We start from the raw sequence: 17,135 nt of genomic DNA on the forward strand, positions 1-17,135 counted from the left end.
GTTGGCATAAGATATGAGCTATTTGAATCAAAATAGGCACCGTTAAATGTAGGTGCTAGAGATCTGCACATCTGGTGTTAGGATAAGCGGCAGAGCGAAGAGGTGTAAAGTGTTAAAGATAGGAGAGCTGGCCACACGGCTAAATGTGTCAACGGATACATTGCGATATTATGAAGCGAATGGATTGCTAGCACCAAGCGCGAGAAGCGCTGCGGGTTATCGATTGTTCGATCAAGAAAGTGAGCGGCAAATGCGATTTATTTTAAAAGCGAAAGGCGTCGGTTTTAGCTTAAAAGAAATTCAAGATTTGTTGAAAATTAAGTTCGAAAAGCATCAGCACAGTTGTGAAGAAGTGAAGCAACTAACTATCCAAAAGCGAGATTCGGTGCGTGAAAAAATTGCTGTGCTTATGCAGTTTGAACGGTCATTGTCAAAGCTGGCACAGCAGTGCTGTGGAGGTAAGGAACCGGCGATAAGTTGTTCTATTTTGAGTGAATTGGAGAATATACATGACTGAATTGGTAAGTAACTTCTGGCAGTTGTTTTTAGTCTCTGCACCTTGGCTGCTGCTTGGACTTATATTAGCTGGACTAATAAATGTGTTTATTCCCAAGGATTTCTTACAGCGCCATTTAGGGAAAGAAGGGTTTTGGGTAACAGTAAAAGCTGCGTTAATTGGCGCACCGATGCCATTGTGCTCTTGTGGTGTTATTCCTGCTGCGATTGGATTAAGAAGGGCTGGCGGTTCAAAAAGTGCGACGACGGCGTTTTTGGTATCAACACCGGAAACTGGGGTAGATTCTATTTCAGTGTCTTACGCATTGCTTGGGCCATTTATGGCCGTGATAAGACCAATAGCAGCTGTATCTAGCGCCATAGTTGCTGGGTTGCTGGTGGGGAAAGAGTCAGAGATGACAAAAGCGCATAAAAGGGAAGTCGATAGCCCTAAATCGGCCACGGACTCATCATGCTGTGCGAAACCGGTGGCGACGACAAAAAACAGTTGTTGTGACACCTCGACGACACAAGAAAACACTTCCTGTAGTAACGCAGTAGTGAGTAACACGTCATGCTGTGATGAACCCCAACCTCCAACTGAAAGTAGTTGTTGTGAGACTGTAGTTAAGTCGTCTGAACAATCGTGTTGCGCCAGTAAAGCACCGCTACCAACAGTGACGGAAAAGTTAAAACAAGCGCTGCACTTTAGTAGTAATAAATTGCTATCCGATACAGCCGTTTGGCTCCTGATTGGCTTATTTTTTGCGGCACTGGTGCAGACTTTTGTACCCGCATCGTTTTTATCGCAATGGGGGAATGGCATTGTTGCGATGCTAGCGGTCATTTTAATTAGTATACCTATGTATATTTGTGCGACCGCTTCGACGCCTATTGCAGTCGGACTGCTACTTGCCGGCGTATCGCCTGGCGCGGTCTTGGTATTTATGCTCGCAGGTCCAGCAACCAATGTGGCAACCATCGGTGTGGTGGCGAATGAGTTGGGCAAAAGAGCGGTAGCAGCGTATCTAATAGGCGTTATTGGGGTTGCTCTAATATTTGGATTTTTTACCGATTACTTGGTGACAACTTATGGTTTTGTCGTGTCTCCGATGATGGGAGAAGAACATGAAGTGCTTCCTGAGTGGTTTGTATTATTATGTGGTGTAATGCTTGCTGGGCTTTTAATTCGGCTGGCATTCATAAATACATACAAACTATTTTCTCCCAAAATTGCCTAATAGGTTAGTCTTGCGGTAAATTATTGTTTTTACGCTGGTCAGACTTGAAAAGCTTAGCGTCAAGTCTGAGGCCGCGATAGAATGCCCAATGAGTGTTTTTCAGTTCCAAAATTTTGAGAAGTAGAGTGGATAAATACGCAGATATAAGACCTTACAACGATGATGAAGTTGCGCAAGCAATGGATCGTCTGCTTTCAGATAACCAATTCATTGATGTCATTGCCAAATATAACTTACCCGCTTGGTTGAGCCGTTGGACCACACTGGCAAGACCTTTGGTGCGAATGAAGTTGAACCATAAATGGGGAGCACTGAATACGGTTGAAGATGTGCAACTAGAAGTTGCGCACTATCTGCAAATGTTAATTCATAAAACCACTTCAAAGGTGACCTATTCCGGTTTAGATTCTCTGGATCATGACACGTCATATTTATTTATTTCCAACCACCGTGACATTGTGCTGGATCCCGCCTTGGTCAACTGGGGTCTGTACCAGAACAAAATGCGTACAGTGCGTATAGCTATTGGTGACAATTTATTGCAGGTTCCGTATATCACTGAGCTCATGCGACTAAATAAGAGTTTTATCGTTAAGCGCTCAGCCAAGGCACCAAAGGAAATGCTCAAGGCGTTAACGCAGCTGTCCTCCTATATTTATGACTCATTGCAGGAAGGTAACTCTATCTGGATTGCGCAAAAAGAAGGTCGTGCAAAAGATGGCGTGGATCAAACTGATCCTGCGCTAATAAAAATGCTGCAGTTAAATGGTCGAAAATTAAAATTGCCGTTTGCTGATTATGCTAAACAGCTGAAAATTGTCCCCGTTGCGATTTCATATCAATATGAACCTTGCGCGATTTCTAAAGCAAAAGAGTTATTCCATAAAAAGCAGTATGGGGAATATATCAAAGCGGAAGGAGAAGATATCGCAAGCATTATTGAGGGCTTTAGCAGTGATAAAGGTCATGTACATGTGGCTTTCGGTACTCCTATCTCTGCGGATGTCGACACCCCAGAAGCGCTCGCTAGCATAATAGATGAGCGAATTTTATCGCTGTATCATTTGCACCCGACTAATCATTTAGCCGCGGGGGATGATCTGCAGATCAGTGCTGAAGACAAAGAAGATTTTATCACCAAGCTTGAGCAAGTGCCTGAAGATTTGAAGCAACTTGTATTAAGTATGTATGCGGAACCATTTAGAAGAAAGGGCGTGTAGCACGCCCTTTTTACAAGTGTGCAACTGGGCGCCGATAATACACCACCTCTAGATCGCCTAGAGGATCCCGATGCGTTCCCTTTTTGACAAAGGTCATGGATAATTTTTTCATGATGTTTATTGATGCGGCGTTGTCTTCCAGCGCAATAGCACTGAATGCCTCAATACCGTCAGCCAATTTTGGCAGTTCCATCATAATGTGGTTTGCGGCCTCTGTTGCGTAACCTTTACCCCACACACATCGTTTAAATCGCCAACCCAACTCGAGATCTTTATCATTTCTTCGGTCATTAAAAAAGTCCATTGGACGTACTAAAATCCAACCTAGAAACTGACTGTCTGTATTGTCAAAGCAGCCCCAAAGTCCCCAGCCATTATTTTCATTAGTGAAACTAGTTAAGCGAGGGACAAATACCTCTTGGATAGTTTGCAGTGAATTTGGCTCACCACCATTAATATACTTCATGACGAGTGGATCGCTGTCCAGATCTGCGAGTAGTTCGGCATCGTCGGCAGTAAGAAGTCGATAACTAAGCCGCTGTGATTTAGTGATATTCATTTTTTATTTTTCCTTAGACTTGAATAACGAGATCGAAACAACAGGTACGTAACAAGCGCTATTACACAGCAGCATGGACGTAGGTGGCCGAGTCTACTACAATACGCGCGCATTTTTTACCGGGGATTGCTTTGAATAATTCAGTATTAGCGCTTAGGCAACGTCAAATTGCCTCGGCTCAGCGTGAGTATAAGGCGAGAGGCTCAAAGCTCGCGCGTTGTGAGTGTTGCCTTCTTGCAGTCTCCCTATGTATCTGCGACAAAGTAAAAATTGCAAACAGTAATGTCGCCGTGTGTTTGTTGATGTATCACAATGAGAGCTTTAAACCTTCGAATACAGGTCGGCTTATAGCGGACGTTTTGCCAGATAACCACGCGTTTCGCTGGGATCGTACAGATCCCGATCCTACTTTGTTAGCTTTGTTATCATCCCCGTTTTACCAACCTATCGTGGTTTTTCCAGCTGAAGGTGTGGAATCTGAGCGGGTTATCTCTAAAGTTGAACGAGAAGAAGGTAAAAAGCCTTTGTTTATCTTTTTGGATGGTACTTGGCGAGAAGCCAAAAAGATGTTTAGAAAAAGCCCTTATTTAGACTCGTTTCCGGTATTGTCAATTGCGCCAGATAAGCTTTCAGATTACAAGCTGAGAGTTGCACCACATGAGCATCAACTAGGTACTGCAGAAGTCGCATGTGTGGTATTAGAAGAATGTGCAGAGCATGATGCAGCACAAAAACTGACGGATCATTTTGTTGATTTTAGAGATGCATATCTAAAAGGAAAGCGCAGTAAACTTTAGTAGGGCTTAAATTAAGAAGAGCGCGACCCATTGCTGAGCCGCGCTTACGGAATCTTCTAAAAGCGTCCTGCAAGGTTGACAGTGCCAACGTCCTTTATTTTCCATCTGATCGCCTGGTGTTCTCATTTTGCGAATCTTGGGCTTCATGCCCAATGTCCATTTTCCTAGCTTACATCCCGTGTATTGTCCTTACTCATCCTTAAACTCTCTGCGCATCTTGCGTTGAGTCGCCATCCTGACGATATGTAAAACATGTCCGTGTTTTGACTCTCCATGAGTCTACATCCAATAACTAATCCTACTCATCCTTGAACGCGTCTCAGTGCCACTGATCTTTTATGCTCCTTCACAGCTTGCTCAGTCTATCCTTATGTTCTAGCTCGTCAGTGCTAGAGATTATCGACCATCTCTTCTTGAGATAGGTTAAGTATATGCCGTGGATACCGAATTGAAGAGTAGCTAAAGAGATGTGATTTACGGACTTTTTGTTGTCATATTTGCAAAAGTCATTTATTACAGGTAGTTATAAAAAAAAAGCTGCTAAATTCGCCAGCTGTTTACTCAATGACTGTCGTCAAGGTGAGATATCTCTCACACTGAAGTTCAGTATTTACGATTCTAATATTGCAGGCCGGTACTTAACTGTTCGATATGAGGGTGTAAACTCGTTTAATAAAGAGTATCATCACTTGATAATAATTATTGTTTCATCATGGAGTCTTTCTTTATGAAAAAAGCACTGCTTTCGTTACTAACCGCGCTTACTTGCCTTCCTACCTTCGCAGCAGACGAAGTAAATATCTACTCCTTTAGGCAACCTTTTCTTATCCAACCAATATTGGACGACTTTACCAAGCAAACCGGAATAAAAACGAATGTAGTTTTTGCGAAAAAAGGCTTAATTGAGCGCGTTAAAAGAGAAGGCAAGCATAGCCGCGCAGATTTGGTGCTGACTTCAAACTTTAGTGCGCTGATGCAATTGCAAGAAGAGCAATTGACGCAAGCTATCAACAGCGACACGGTCAATAAAAATGTGCCAGCCAAGTTTAGAGATCCAGAAGGGCAGTGGATTGCGTTAACCAAAAGGGCACGTAATGTCTACTCTTCTAAATCTCGACTGGGCAAGCTTGATGCGCTTACGTATGAAGATTTGGCTGACGCCAAGTATCAAGGCAAAATTTGCACACGCTCAGGTAAACACCCTTACAATTTAGGTTTGGTTGCATCGATGATTGCACATCACGGTGAGGCAAAAACCAAAACCTGGTTGCAAGGTGTGAAGAACAATTTAGCAAGAAAACCTCAGGGTAATGACCGAGCACAAGTCAAAGCAGTAAAAGAAGGGTTGTGTGATTTAGCGTTGGGTAATAGCTACTATTTCGGTAAAATGATGCAAGACGACAAGCAAAAAGCTTGGGCCGATGCGGTGTACATTAATTTCCCAAATCAGCAGAATCGAGGCACCCATATCAATGTTTCTGGTGTGGTACTGACCAAACACGCTAAAAATACCGAAAATGCCTTGAAACTCATAGAGTTTATGACAGACAATAAGGCGCAAAATATGTATGCGTCGATGAATATGGAATACCCAGTTAAGCCGGGCGTCGAATTATCCGAACTGGTGGCATCTTGGGGGACATTTAAGGAAGACAGCCTGCCTTTGTCAGAAATAAGTAAATACCGTCCGATAGCGCTCAAGCTAATCGATGAGGTAAAATTTGACCTTTAATGCGAGCAATACTTTCACTCTCTAAATGGCAGAGTTTTGCGTGGCTGATTGGCTTATTGTTATCAGCCCCGTTACTGTTTCTAATCAATGAGTCGTTACAGCCTGACTCTGATGTTTTTGATCATCTTTGGGATACGGTACTTTGGGACTATGTTAGTAACACGGTTTGGTTGATCATTGGTGTTATTATTCTCAGTAGTATCATAGCGTTACCTCTTGGTTGGTTAACCGCTTACTGTGCTTTTCCGGGACGACGCTTTTTTCAGTGGGCGCTGATGTTGCCCCTTGCAATGCCCACTTATCTCATTGCTTATGTTTATACCGATCTACTTGATTACGCTGGACCTGTGCAAATATCGCTAAGAAATTGGTTTGGCTGGCAATCTCCCGACGATTATTGGTTTTTTGATATTCGTACTTTAGAAGGTGCCATCGTGATGATTGCGCTGGTGTTGTATCCCTATCTCTATCTGATATTCAAAACTGCACTGCGAGAGCAGTCTTTTAAGTTGGTGCAGGCTAGTCAGTTAATGGGGAAATCGCCACTGCAAAGCTTTTTAAAAGTAAGTATTCCCTTATCTCGAGGTGCCATTGTTGCGGGCCTCGCTTTGATTAGTATGGAAACCATGGCAGATTTTGCCACGGTACATTACTTTGCCGTCAGCACCTTAACGACAGCGGTTTATGATACTTGGCTAGGGTATTACTCATTGACCGCCGCAGCGAAAATATCCGGTATTATGTTGCTGTTTTTATTTCTAGCGTTGACACTAGAACGCTTAAGTCGTTCTTCTGATGTGGTTCACGAGCGTCAGGCTACGCAAAACAGTGAAACACTTTATCACTTAATTGGTATCAAAGCTTGGGGCGCAACACTCTGGTGTACCTTTGTGTTAGGGGTCGCTTTTGTACTGCCCACTTTGGTATTGGCGGGCTATGCCATCGATTATCATGAGCAAGCATGGAACCGTGAGTTTTTTACCTATGCATGGCAAAGCTTTAAAATTGCATTGTGGGTGAGTATTATCGTTTGTATTTGTGCGGTTTTAATGACCTTCTATCAGCGGATCAGTAGTGACCGATTTGCTCGCTTACCAGGAAAGTTTGCCAGCACGGGTTATGCGCTACCGGGCACAGTGCTTGCGATTGCCGTGCTGATCCCATTGACGTTGTTTGATGAGTATCTGAATCAATGGTTAGATGGTTCTGGATGGGAGCCAGGCTTATTGCTCAGCGGTACTATTTTCGCGCTAGTGTTTGCTTACATCGTCCGCTTTTTTGCTATTGGTCAGGGGGCTGTGGAGTCTAGCTATCAGCGAATTAGCCCAAGTCTTGATATGGCCAGTTTATCGCTGGGAAAAAGCCAATTTCAAACCATGTACAAGGTACATCTACCGCTACTTCGCCGTGGCATACTTACGGCGGCTTTGTTGGTGTTTATTGAGTGCATGAAAGAGCTACCGGCTGCACTATTGCTGAGACCTTTTAACTACGAAACACTAGCAACTCACGTCTATCAGTACGTCAGTGATGAACAGCTGGAACTTGCGTCAATATCCGCTCTATTTATCGTGCTGGTGGGGTTAATACCGTTATATCTGGTGAATCGTTCTATGGAGCATAAAAGCTAATGTATAGCTTAGAAATTGACAACTTGTGTTACAGCTATGACGGGCACCAAGTGGTAAATCAGTTAAACCTGCAAGTGAAACAAAATGAGATTGTTTGTCTGTTGGGGGCGAGTGGTTGTGGCAAGACTACGACATTAAAAGCGATTGCTGGCTTGATCCAACCTGAGCAAGGCAAGGTAATCATTTTAGGAAAAACAATGAGTCATGGGCGCAGTTTTATTGCGCCACAGCATCGAAATATAGGCATGATGTTTCAAGATTATGCGCTGTTTCCGCATTTGAATGTTGCTGACAATATTGCTTTTGGTTTGAAAGAGAAAAGTAAACGTGTACGTGCGGAGCGAGTGACTGAGATGCTTGAACTGATCAAGCTGACGCCGTTTGCCGAACGTTTTCCTCATGAATTGTCTGGCGGTCAACAGCAGCGTGTGGCGATTGCCAGAGCGCTGGCATATCGACCGAATTTACTGTTGCTGGACGAGCCTTTTTCTAACATTGATGCGCAAGTCCGATTTCAGTTAATTAACGAAATTCGTGCCATTATCAAAAGCCAACAAGTGTCGGCAATCTTTGTTAGTCACTCAAAAGACGAAGCGTTTGCGTTTGCTGATCGCTTAGCAATTATGGATAAAGGTCAAATTGCCCAAGTCGGTGACCCGCAATTACTTTTCCAGCGACCAAATTGTAAAATGGTGGCCGAATTTCTAGGGCAAGGGATCTATCTGGATGCGGAACGCAAAAATGACAGCATCGTCATCACCCGGTTTGGTGAAATCGCTTCCTTGACATCACTTGCTGATACAAAAGCTTCCGGTCAAGTTTATCTCAGACCTCAGCATTTGGAACTAGACAACAATGCTTCCGCAGTGGTGGATGTATTGCATGAACGCTTTATGGGCACTGAGTATATTTACCGCATTTCGGCAGATGGGCAGGAGTTAGAAATACCCCACCCAGCGGATAAGCCATTGGACTTAAATGCACCTATCTCTTTAAAAATTAAAGCACATGCTGTAAATTTCTTTTCTTAACCACAAATGAATCGATAACACGGAGAACAGCATGGCGCTTGCGCAGTCAGGTGTGTGTGCCGAAGCGAACTTGCATGGCTTACATCTTTTTTTCAATGTACTGGAAGGTCAAGATGAAGCTTTACGAGCCGCATTGGCGAATGCAGGAAGGCTACAAGATGAGCTGAACGACCGCTTTTCGGAATCCATGTTATCAAGCTTTGTTGCGCTTGGTGCGCAATATTGGCCACATATCTATCCTGAATTTATCCCCAGCGGCTTGAAGAGCTTTCCGCATATTGCAGATGCGGAACACACCATTCATACTCAGCCGTTTGACTTGCTTTACGTAGTCCGGTCTGACCGAGAAGATGTGAACCATATTTTCGCGCAAAGTATTTTGCACATGCTCAGCGGCATGGTGGAGTTGGTTGCCCATGTGCGAGCTTTTCGTTTTTTAGACGGTCGGGATTTCAACGGTTTCATTTACGGTGGTGATACCCCAAGAGGCCGAGCCAAACGCGAAGTCGCATTGATAAACAATCCAAATGGTGCCGATCACTTAGGCAGCTATATTCACGTTCACCGCGTTAAATTTGATTTATTGCATTGGCAGGCATTGCCGTTGGGTGAGCAAGAGCAATTGATGGGACGTACGCGCTTGGATAATGACTTATTAACCGAGTGTGATGAGGTTAACCACGCCAAGCTCACTGAAATTAAAGGAGAGAATGGCTTACCGCTATTGCTTAATCAAAGCATGCCATTTGGCGATGTGTTTGAACAAGGTAGTCTGTATATCAGTTGTAGTGCCAAAGGTGATGCTTTTGAAACCGTACTGAAAAGCCGTTTAGGGCAAGGTCACGAATACGACCCTCTATTGGATTATTCTACTTCTGATATGGGTTCTGCTTATTTTGCCCCGTCGATAGAATTTCTGAAAGTAATGGCTGAAATGCCTGAGTAACACCACTATTTATCCCAAGTTCAAGTTATCTAACGATATACAAAGTACAAGGTTTAGAACTTATACAAAATGGGAAAACACTTTTCCCCTTTTGTGTCGAATTAACGACAAACTAGCGTTAAAACTTGCTGGTTTTTTGCATCGCGGCGAGTTTCAAGTTTGCAGTCTTTTATCGATGTTATGCCACCACTTGAGGAGGAGTTCACGTAAATAGGGACACCTCGAACAGTCAGTCTGCTCATCCAGTCTGTTAGCCATCTCATGTTACCTGCAGTTGATTCATTAAGTATTCTCTTTCCGCCGTAAATCCTAACTGCTACATGGCTGTTTTCGGTGGGGATACGTTTACCTGATTTGTCATATAACTTGAGTACTTCACCCTTAAAACATCACCGATGTACCATTACTTGAAGTGAATTGAATTTCAACAATCGCGCTTGTACCATCTTGAATCTGATAGTGAAATTAGCTGTCATACCTAAGTTTAGACTAACAAAAGGCGGAGAAGGGGTAGCGCTAGCTGCAAGTTGTCTTAGTTGAGCCTCCCACAGATCAAACTGCTTTTGGATTACCGGATCACTCTTCGTTCTATCTGATATCAACTGTGATAGAACAAAAGCGGGAGTGGAAGTGCAGTATGCCATCTTAATCACTCAACAATAAGCAGCTACGTGGTCAGGAAAAATATGATGGTTTTAGTACAAATTAGCAAAGAAATGGTTCTTGGTTAAATTGTTGATTTATAGAGGTAAAGTGGTTGTTTGTCTGCTGGGGTACCAGAAAAACTGATACCCGCACTACTAAACTCAGATACCTTAGTTACAGCGCGCAAAGATGGAAAACTTATCGGCATAGGCAATGCAATTTCTGATAGCTATTTAGTTGTTTATTATCCGCTTAGGCTTGTTGATCCCAAATTTCATGGTTTAGGAGTAGGGCGTAAAATGATGGAGCTGATGCAACGCAAGTATAAAAACTTTCATCAACAAATGCTGACTGCCAATGGTAAAGCCGTCACGTTTTATTAAGCACTAGGTTTCGAAAGGGCTGGGAACACTGAGCCTATGTGGGTCTATGCGGGGAACGACCATTCATCGTCTTGTCACTACTTTAATGCAAAGGGTGATGTGTTATTGTGGAATAGCTGCCAATTAACAATGCGCTAGGCATTAAAGGAATATATATGATCAAAAACACTTTATGGGGCTTAATGACGCTCTTGACAATACTTGTTGCACTCTATGCGATAGGGCTACTCTTTGCACCAGATATTCGACCACCGTTTGTGCAAAATCTTTTTACTCATTTTCCTAAAGTCACAACGATTCATTTTTTAGGTGGTGGTGTTGCAATTGTAGCCGGCGCTTTCCAGTTTAATGCTTCGCTTAGAATGAAATACCGATCATTACACAAACTATTAGGACGCTTTTATGTGGTTTCTATCCTGTTTAGCGGCATTGCGGGTTTGATTTTAGCGATAAACTCAGTCGGTGGTATTTATGTGCAAGCTGGGTTTGGTTTAATGGCTACCTTTTGGTTGGTTACCACCATAAATGCTTATCAACTCATTCGCAAAGGCAAGGTTAGTTCTCATGAAAGCTGGATGGTGCGAAGCTATGCGGTAACCTTGGCAGGAGTGACTTTACGGTTATATCTGGGGTTAAGTGTTGTTTTAGGCATTAAGTTTTTTGATGCTTACCCTGTTTTAGCATGGCTTTGCTGGGTTCCAAATTTGTTTATCGCTGAACTACTCCTACGATTTAAACGGAATAAAACTACAGCGATTAACAAACGCACCTTGCTCGAATCGGATGAAGGCGTAGTAGGTGAGTAAAGGGGCTGTATCTTACTTTTTAATGCGTTTTTTCTTCTAGTGAAAATACATGGTCACCATTAAAAGTTATTAATCGGTTGAGTTGGAGTTGCCATGATAAAAGCACTGCGCAAAGAATAATTCAGATGAACGCCCAGCCAGCCCCATTTTCAACAGGACTCAGCGAAGTTAACACCAAGATCGAGCCTGGTGTTAACCCATTATCGTGTTACAGCAAAAACGGCTCTTTGACGCTTTGCTCCGAGCTGGTATTTGAAAATGTATCTTTGCTTAATTGTTCCAATACTTTTTCCAGCTTTTCAGTTAACGCGGCATCGTCATTTTTGATATTCAGCTGCTGTGTTAGCAGCTCGGTGACTAGTTGCAGCGCTTGCGCACTCTGGTCTCCTTGTTGATTGTTTATCGTAACCTCTGGGGCCGGAGTATTGGCTAGTTGCTCTGACACCGCTTGTAAGGTGGCTTTTAAGGTTTTATAAAAGCTGCGATTATTGAACTTAAGTTGTTGACCACATGCTTCTACGGTCTTGCTAAGGGACTCTTTCAGTTGCTCAGAGGCCAGATGTTGCTGTGCAGCCAGTTGCTTTAACGGCGCTTCGTAAGGGGCACTGGCTATTGTTTGTTGTAGCTCTGTAAGTTGTTGCACAAGTTCTTTTTGCTCAAGTTTTTGTGCGAGTTGATTAAGAGTGTCGCTGTAGTCGTGGCTTAGTTGCGACTTATCTAATCGCGTAACGATTTGGCTGAGCGCTCGATTGAGCTCGCTAAGCTGATCTACGGCCAAGAACACGGGATCGCTGCCATCGTTTACGCGGTTTAGTCTTGCGTATTCAGCTTTGATTTCTGCCCAACGTGTTTGCTCTTGTTCGGTTAATGTGCCACGAATTTCCCCTAGTTTTAGTAAGTTCTCTTCGCTGCCCTTGCTTAGAGTTTGTGCTTCGCCTCGGTAGTGGTCGCGGATCAAGTTTTCTAGCTCTTTGTCGTTCATCGCAGCCACGACTTTTTCCGCCATTTTGTTCATGTTCCGATAGCTACCTTGCAGCTTAAATGGTGGTTCGGTACGGTACTTGTCGTCTTGCGCGGCGGAGGCGATGTATTGTGCATTTACTTTTAAAATGGTGTCTTTGATCTCCAGTAGCTTGCCAAGCACTGAGACAATTTCATTGAGCTGGGCCTGAGAGTAATTAAACTCAAGCTCTGTGCTAGGAATGTCTTCGCCTTGTGCCATCCGTACCATTTTATACAAATCAGTCATATTTCGGTTAGCCAACGGTGCCAATACCGCATTTGAAGTTAGGGTATTTTCGATGAAACTCATGGCAAACTCTTGCTCACAACCAGCCAGTGTATCACCCAAATTGTATATGTCGGCGCGGTTGGCTAGCATGTCTGGGATCTTAAAGCTTTCGCCAGATTCGGTATAAGGGTTACCAGCCATGACCACGGCGAACTTTTTGCCGCGTAGATCGTAGGTTTTACTTTTACCATTCCAAACACCATCGATGCGCCTTGAACCATCGCACAGAGAAATAAATTTTTGTAAGAACTCAGGGTGAGTGTGTTGAATGTCATCGAGGTACAACATCACGTTGTTGCCCATTTCAAAGCTTAAGTTGATCTTCTCTATTTCTTTGGCTGCGGTGGCGTTAATAGCTTGAGCGGGATCAAGTGAAACTTGGTCATGGCCAATTGATGGGCAGTTTACTTTGACAAAAGTTAACCCTAAACGATTGGCAACATATTCAATTAACGTGGTTTTACCATACCCTGGAGGAGATATTAGCAGTAACATGCCCATTAAGTCGGTTCGTTTATCGTTGCCTGATGCACCAATTTGCTTTGCTAAGTTATCGCCGATAATAGGGAAATACACTTTGTCTATCAGCTGGTTTCTAACAAAAGAGCTCAGCGGTCTAGGCTTGTATTCATTAAGCTGCAAACGTGATTTTTGTTCACTTAATACTTGAGACTTTAGCTTTTGAAATTGGTTATATGCTGCAACCTGCTGATCAATATAGTCATTGGTTCGAGAGAAAAAATCGGCAAATTCAAGGTCTAAAGTTTGCTCCACAATGCGAGCATGTTGTCCCATTAAGCCTGAGATGTTAGTTTCAACCGAGATTTCTTGCCCAGTAAACTTACATCGCTCGGTGTGCGACAACAGTAAGTAATTACTTGCTTCAACAATTACTTCGTTCGTACATTGTTGTTGAGCACCATAGGCATTGAGCCAACTGTGGAGTAAATTACACTGCGCGACGGGAGTGGCGAGTTTATCTAATGAGTCGATAAGTTCTTGCCAAAAACCTTTGGCCTTAGCCATCGCGGTAAATTGCTCTGCGAGGTTTTTGGCAGGAGCGGCAAGTTCAAAAGTATCAGGCTGTTTAGTTTGCGCGAGCACTCTGATCAGGTACTGAGCAGCTAAGTTTGCGTTGAATTGTGTAAGTTGTGGTAAATAGTCAGTAAACGCTTGCTCTAAGTAGCCAGCCAACTGTTCACTCACTTGTTGGCTCAGTCGGGTGTTGAGTGCATGGTCGTCCAATTGCATCGCAATCATTTGTGCTTGCTTTGCTTGGTGCTTTAGTTGCTCTGCGTGCTGAGCTGGCAAGTTTAGATAAAACAGCTGTGCCGCCACTCGACAACTTGCAGGATAGATGAGCAAACCTAATTGAGATTTCTGACTGAGTAAGTTGCTCAGGATCAGGCTAGCATCGTGGTCATGAATGCCCTTTTCGTAACCTTCTTGATATCTTGGCTCGGCAAACTTTTGCACGACTTTAAGGAGTTCACCTTGTTGGGCCGCTTGTTGCAAGTCAGCTTCGGTGAATGGCTGTTCTGCTGAACTGGTAGCTCGTAGCACCTGTGCTGCGAGAAACTCACCTCGGTAAATATGTGCATTTTCAGAAACGAGATTTTGTTCCCAGTATTGTTTGGCTTCACTTAGTTGCTGATTAACTTGAGGATTTGGGATTTGATCAAAATACTCAGTACCGCTGAGGTGCAGCATTAACTGGTTGTTTCTCGGCAGTAAGGTTAAATCAAGAATTTGTTTGTTGACACTAAACCCATGTTTTCCAATTTTGATGGTGTTGCCGCCATCGCTGTAGATATCTAACTTATCTCTAAGCGTTCTTATCCCTTGATCTTTAGCTGCTTTGAGTTTGGCCTGAATATCATCGGCTTTGACCTCATCGCCGAGGGCTTTTAGCTCGCTGCTGAGTTTGCGCAGCTTGCTTATCATCGGATCAGAGGCAAAGTAGCTGTTAATTTCATCCTGAGATTTAAAGCTTTGAGTACGTCTTACTACGCCTTGTAAAATGCGCTCTGCGGCGTTTGCTAGGTTCAGTGCTTTACGTTGTCGTTCATCAACTAGTTGCTGCTTGTGTGCCTCAAAGCTTTCGTAGACATCATCTCGTTTGGCTAAAATCTCATTTAAAAACTCGTCATATTCGCTAAATTGAGACTCTAGTTCTTCTAGTTGAATAAGCAGTCGTGAAAGTTGTTCATCACACTGCTCAGGCGTTTTGGCTGCGCTTAAACCACTGGTAATACTTTGACTAAACAGTTTAAATCGAGCGGAAAATTCAGCTTTGGCTTCCACACTGCCAAGGCTGCGTTTTTGAATTTCCACGGCCGCTTTGGCTCTATTTACCTGTGCGTAGATACCACTGACATCTTCTAAAATTTGGGTACGAACACGGCTGTCATCGATCTCTAAATCCAACATGGTGTGATTAAGCAAATCCAGCTCATCCCCTAGCGTATCAAGTTCAGCCAATAAGCCATTCAGTTCAGTGACGCTGTCGGTGTTTTCGCATTGAGCTTCGAGCGACTGCAATAGCTCGGTGTACGTTGCAAATGCTTGTGGCTGCTGTAAAAAATGAGCGGTGGCTTGGCTTAATGATAACGTTTGTTGGTCGATACGTTGTTGTAATTCTCGCAGCATGTCGACGTTGATATATTTAACGTCTTCTAGGCTAATTACTTTGCCTTTTAAATCACGTAATGCAGCTAAGCTGGTGACAAACTGTTTTGCCTGTTTGAAGCTATCAGGGCGAACCTCTCTAAAAACTTGCTCTAACTGCGCTGCGATTTGCTGTTCAGAACACCGCGCTTCAGACTCAATTTGATTGACCTTTTCAAATTCGTCTAAGACTTGCTCTGAGGTTTCAAAGATGCTGTGTAAATTATCTGTTGTGTCGGCAAATGCGGACTCAGAAAGCCAATGATAACGGTCTAAAATACTGCGAGTTAGGGCTATTAGTGCTTCGTAGTGGGCGATAGTTGGACTTTGTTCATTGATGGCTTTGCACACGCTGTATAAATCGGCAATGGCGCGCACTAAGTCGGGGTTGCCAATCGTGCCTAGCAGCCCTGTGGCACGTGGTGCTTTTGCTGCAAATTCACTACTATAAAAGGGGCTTTGCCAGATCTGAATTGGGTGAACACGTTCCGGCTCTTGTTCAGCTTTAAAGGTAAGTGCGATACCGTCGTCATAAATCCCATAGCCATGACAATAAATGGGATTCTGTAAGTTCTTTTCGATCATGTTGTAGGCAAATAGGGCGTATTTACCTTCATTTTGTTCGTAAAAAATATACAGTACGTCTTCACCGTTTGGTGACTTCAGCTGGCGGTGGAAAAGTAAATTATCTAACTGATCATCAAAGTAGCGAGTTTGGCCAGACTGTAAGTAGTAACCGCCGGGGAATATAATGCCGTGATCATCGGGCAGCTGAATACAGGCATTGCCCAATGCATCTTGTCTAATTACCTGTTGCGTCCTGTGATTATAAATAAAGTAGCGCCACTGTTTTTCTCGGTAGGGCAGTACTTTTAATAAGATTAGCTCACCGACTTCGGCGTAATACATACTACTGTCTGATAAAGACTGAGCGCTGTCTTCAACGGTTTCTTGATAAATACCTTCGCCGCTTTCGGTGTTGTTCTCAATTTTTACAGTGAGCTTGCCCGCGGATATTTCAACAAAGACTTTATCCGCAATATTAACGTGAGGATGACGGCCTGCAATGTGATCTTTGCGGTCGGTTTTTTGCCACTCAAAATCAAAATTAGCGGTGGCTTTTAATTCTCTTTCACCGCGATTATCTATGTATTCAAGAGTTTCATCTGCAGCAATTTGCCATTGGAATACACGTACATCAGAAATTTTTTCACCAATTTGGAATAACGCAAATAGCTTGTTGTTTTGCACAAATAAGTGTTGAAAGCGAGTTTCTTTGTAATAGGTATAAAGTTCTTCAAAATCACGCAAAAAGCGTTGATTGGTGAGAAATTTGGTTTCACTTGGATACGGTTCTATCTCATAGTGGTCATCAACTAAATGTAACTTTTGTACGCTGAATACATCGCTGACTTTGGTGTTTTGCTTTAAACCCAATAGCACGTTGTACGCAAAAATCAGTTTATCACCAATGAGTACAATGTCTCGGGCAACACAGTTATGTTCGGTGCGAACGCGAGCACGACCTTTTACTTTTAGTTCCGTGCTGCCAAACACCTCTATGCGCTGGTTGTTGATGCTATCGACATGAGTTTTTAATTCGCTGCCAAAGTTACTCAACCGGCGCTTGATAAGTTGATAAGAGTCTTGTTCTAGGGCGCGCTCTGTCTGCGTTGAATCCGTCATGCTGT

Annotated in this window: 12 protein-coding genes; 10 read left to right on the plus strand and 2 right to left on the minus strand. The window is 43.4% G+C overall.

The genetic code is table 11. The features are described from left to right. Positions 1 to 109: 109 nt before the first annotated feature. The 3 genes from zntR to ACSLBF_RS03940 all read left to right on the plus strand — a co-directional run bounded on the left by zntR (position 110) and on the right by ACSLBF_RS03940 (position 2,956). The gene (gene zntR, locus ACSLBF_RS03930; RefSeq protein ID WP_440055298.1) at positions 110 to 517 is read left to right on the plus strand and encodes a Zn(2+)-responsive transcriptional regulator; all 408 of its coding nucleotides are present in this window, start codon (positions 110 to 112) and stop codon (positions 515 to 517) included. Further along, on the plus strand, positions 510 to 1,736 hold the full coding sequence (locus ACSLBF_RS03935; protein ID WP_440055299.1) for an SO_0444 family Cu/Zn efflux transporter: 1,227 nt from the start codon (positions 510 to 512) through the stop codon (positions 1,734 to 1,736). The genes zntR and ACSLBF_RS03935 overlap by 8 nt, the downstream gene beginning before the upstream one ends. Positions 1,737 to 1,861: 125 nt before the next feature. After that, positions 1,862 to 2,956, plus strand: coding sequence for a lysophospholipid acyltransferase family protein (locus ACSLBF_RS03940; protein WP_440055300.1), 1,095 nt, complete (start codon positions 1,862 to 1,864; stop codon positions 2,954 to 2,956). A gap of 10 nt (positions 2,957 to 2,966) precedes the next feature. Here the strand turns inward: ACSLBF_RS03940 and ACSLBF_RS03945 are convergent, their stop codons facing one another. Next, positions 2,967 to 3,515, minus strand: coding sequence for a GNAT family N-acetyltransferase (locus ACSLBF_RS03945; protein WP_440055301.1), 549 nt, complete (start codon positions 3,513 to 3,515; stop codon positions 2,967 to 2,969). Between the two features lie 131 nt (positions 3,516 to 3,646). Between ACSLBF_RS03945 and ACSLBF_RS03950 the strand changes: the two genes are divergently transcribed. From ACSLBF_RS03950 to ACSLBF_RS03980, 7 genes are all read left to right on the plus strand, one after another. After that, the gene (locus ACSLBF_RS03950) at positions 3,647 to 4,312 is read left to right on the plus strand and encodes a tRNA-uridine aminocarboxypropyltransferase (RefSeq protein WP_440055302.1); all 666 of its coding nucleotides are present in this window, start codon (positions 3,647 to 3,649) and stop codon (positions 4,310 to 4,312) included. A 727-nt stretch (positions 4,313 to 5,039) separates the two neighbouring features. Next, positions 5,040 to 6,044 (plus strand): Fe(3+) ABC transporter substrate-binding protein, encoded by a 1,005-nt coding sequence (locus tag ACSLBF_RS03955; RefSeq protein ID WP_440055303.1) that lies wholly within the window; start codon positions 5,040 to 5,042, stop codon positions 6,042 to 6,044. Then, the gene (locus tag ACSLBF_RS03960; RefSeq protein WP_440055304.1) at positions 6,044 to 7,675 is read left to right on the plus strand and encodes an ABC transporter permease; all 1,632 of its coding nucleotides are present in this window, start codon (positions 6,044 to 6,046) and stop codon (positions 7,673 to 7,675) included. Before ACSLBF_RS03955 ends, ACSLBF_RS03960 begins: the two co-directional genes overlap by 1 nt. Continuing rightward, positions 7,675 to 8,706 carry an ABC transporter ATP-binding protein gene (locus tag ACSLBF_RS03965; RefSeq protein WP_440055305.1) on the plus strand — a complete coding sequence of 344 codons (1,032 nt, stop codon included), beginning with the start codon at positions 7,675 to 7,677 and terminating at the stop codon, positions 8,704 to 8,706. Before ACSLBF_RS03960 ends, ACSLBF_RS03965 begins: the two co-directional genes overlap by 1 nt. A gap of 31 nt (positions 8,707 to 8,737) precedes the next feature. Further along, positions 8,738 to 9,652: a Dyp-type peroxidase gene (locus ACSLBF_RS03970; protein ID WP_440055306.1), complete on the plus strand. Its 915-nt coding sequence runs from the start codon at positions 8,738 to 8,740 to the stop codon at positions 9,650 to 9,652. Positions 9,653 to 10,413: 761 nt separating this feature from the next. Further along, on the plus strand, positions 10,414 to 10,680 hold the full coding sequence (locus tag ACSLBF_RS03975; protein WP_440055307.1) for a GNAT family N-acetyltransferase: 267 nt from the start codon (positions 10,414 to 10,416) through the stop codon (positions 10,678 to 10,680). A 155-nt stretch (positions 10,681 to 10,835) separates the two neighbouring features. Continuing rightward, positions 10,836 to 11,486, plus strand: a complete 651-nt coding sequence (locus ACSLBF_RS03980) for a DUF2306 domain-containing protein (protein WP_440055308.1) — start codon at positions 10,836 to 10,838, stop codon at positions 11,484 to 11,486. 208 nt (positions 11,487 to 11,694) lie between these two features. Here ACSLBF_RS03980 and ACSLBF_RS03985 read toward each other — a convergent pair whose 3' ends face one another. Next, a complete protein-coding gene (locus ACSLBF_RS03985) occupies positions 11,695 to 17,130 on the minus strand; it encodes a DNA repair ATPase (RefSeq protein ID WP_440055309.1) in 5,436 nt (1,811 codons plus the stop codon). Positions 17,131 to 17,135 lie beyond the last annotated feature (5 nt).

Origin of the sequence: Pseudoalteromonas sp. T1lg65, assembly GCF_051930985.1 — a bacterium.
Classification (GTDB): Bacteria; Pseudomonadota; Gammaproteobacteria; order Enterobacterales; family Alteromonadaceae; genus Pseudoalteromonas.

Excerpts from the sequence above, each read along its gene's own strand:
- ACSLBF_RS03935 (WP_440055299.1), top strand. The coding sequence starts at position 510 with ATGACTGAATTGGTAAGTAACTTCTGGCAGTTGTTTTTAGTCTCTGCA.
- ACSLBF_RS03945 (WP_440055301.1), bottom strand. The coding sequence starts at position 3,515 with ATGAATATCACTAAATCACAGCGGCTTAGTTATCGACTTCTTACTGCC.
- ACSLBF_RS03955 (WP_440055303.1), top strand. The coding sequence starts at position 5,040 with ATGAAAAAAGCACTGCTTTCGTTACTAACCGCGCTTACTTGCCTTCCT.
- ACSLBF_RS03960 (WP_440055304.1), top strand. The coding sequence starts at position 6,044 with ATGCGAGCAATACTTTCACTCTCTAAATGGCAGAGTTTTGCGTGGCTG.
- ACSLBF_RS03965 (WP_440055305.1), top strand. The coding sequence starts at position 7,675 with ATGTATAGCTTAGAAATTGACAACTTGTGTTACAGCTATGACGGGCAC.
- ACSLBF_RS03970 (WP_440055306.1), top strand. The coding sequence starts at position 8,738 with ATGGCGCTTGCGCAGTCAGGTGTGTGTGCCGAAGCGAACTTGCATGGC.
- ACSLBF_RS03980 (WP_440055308.1), top strand. The coding sequence starts at position 10,836 with ATGATCAAAAACACTTTATGGGGCTTAATGACGCTCTTGACAATACTT.
- ACSLBF_RS03985 (WP_440055309.1), bottom strand. The coding sequence starts at position 17,130 with ATGACGGATTCAACGCAGACAGAGCGCGCCCTAGAACAAGACTCTTAT.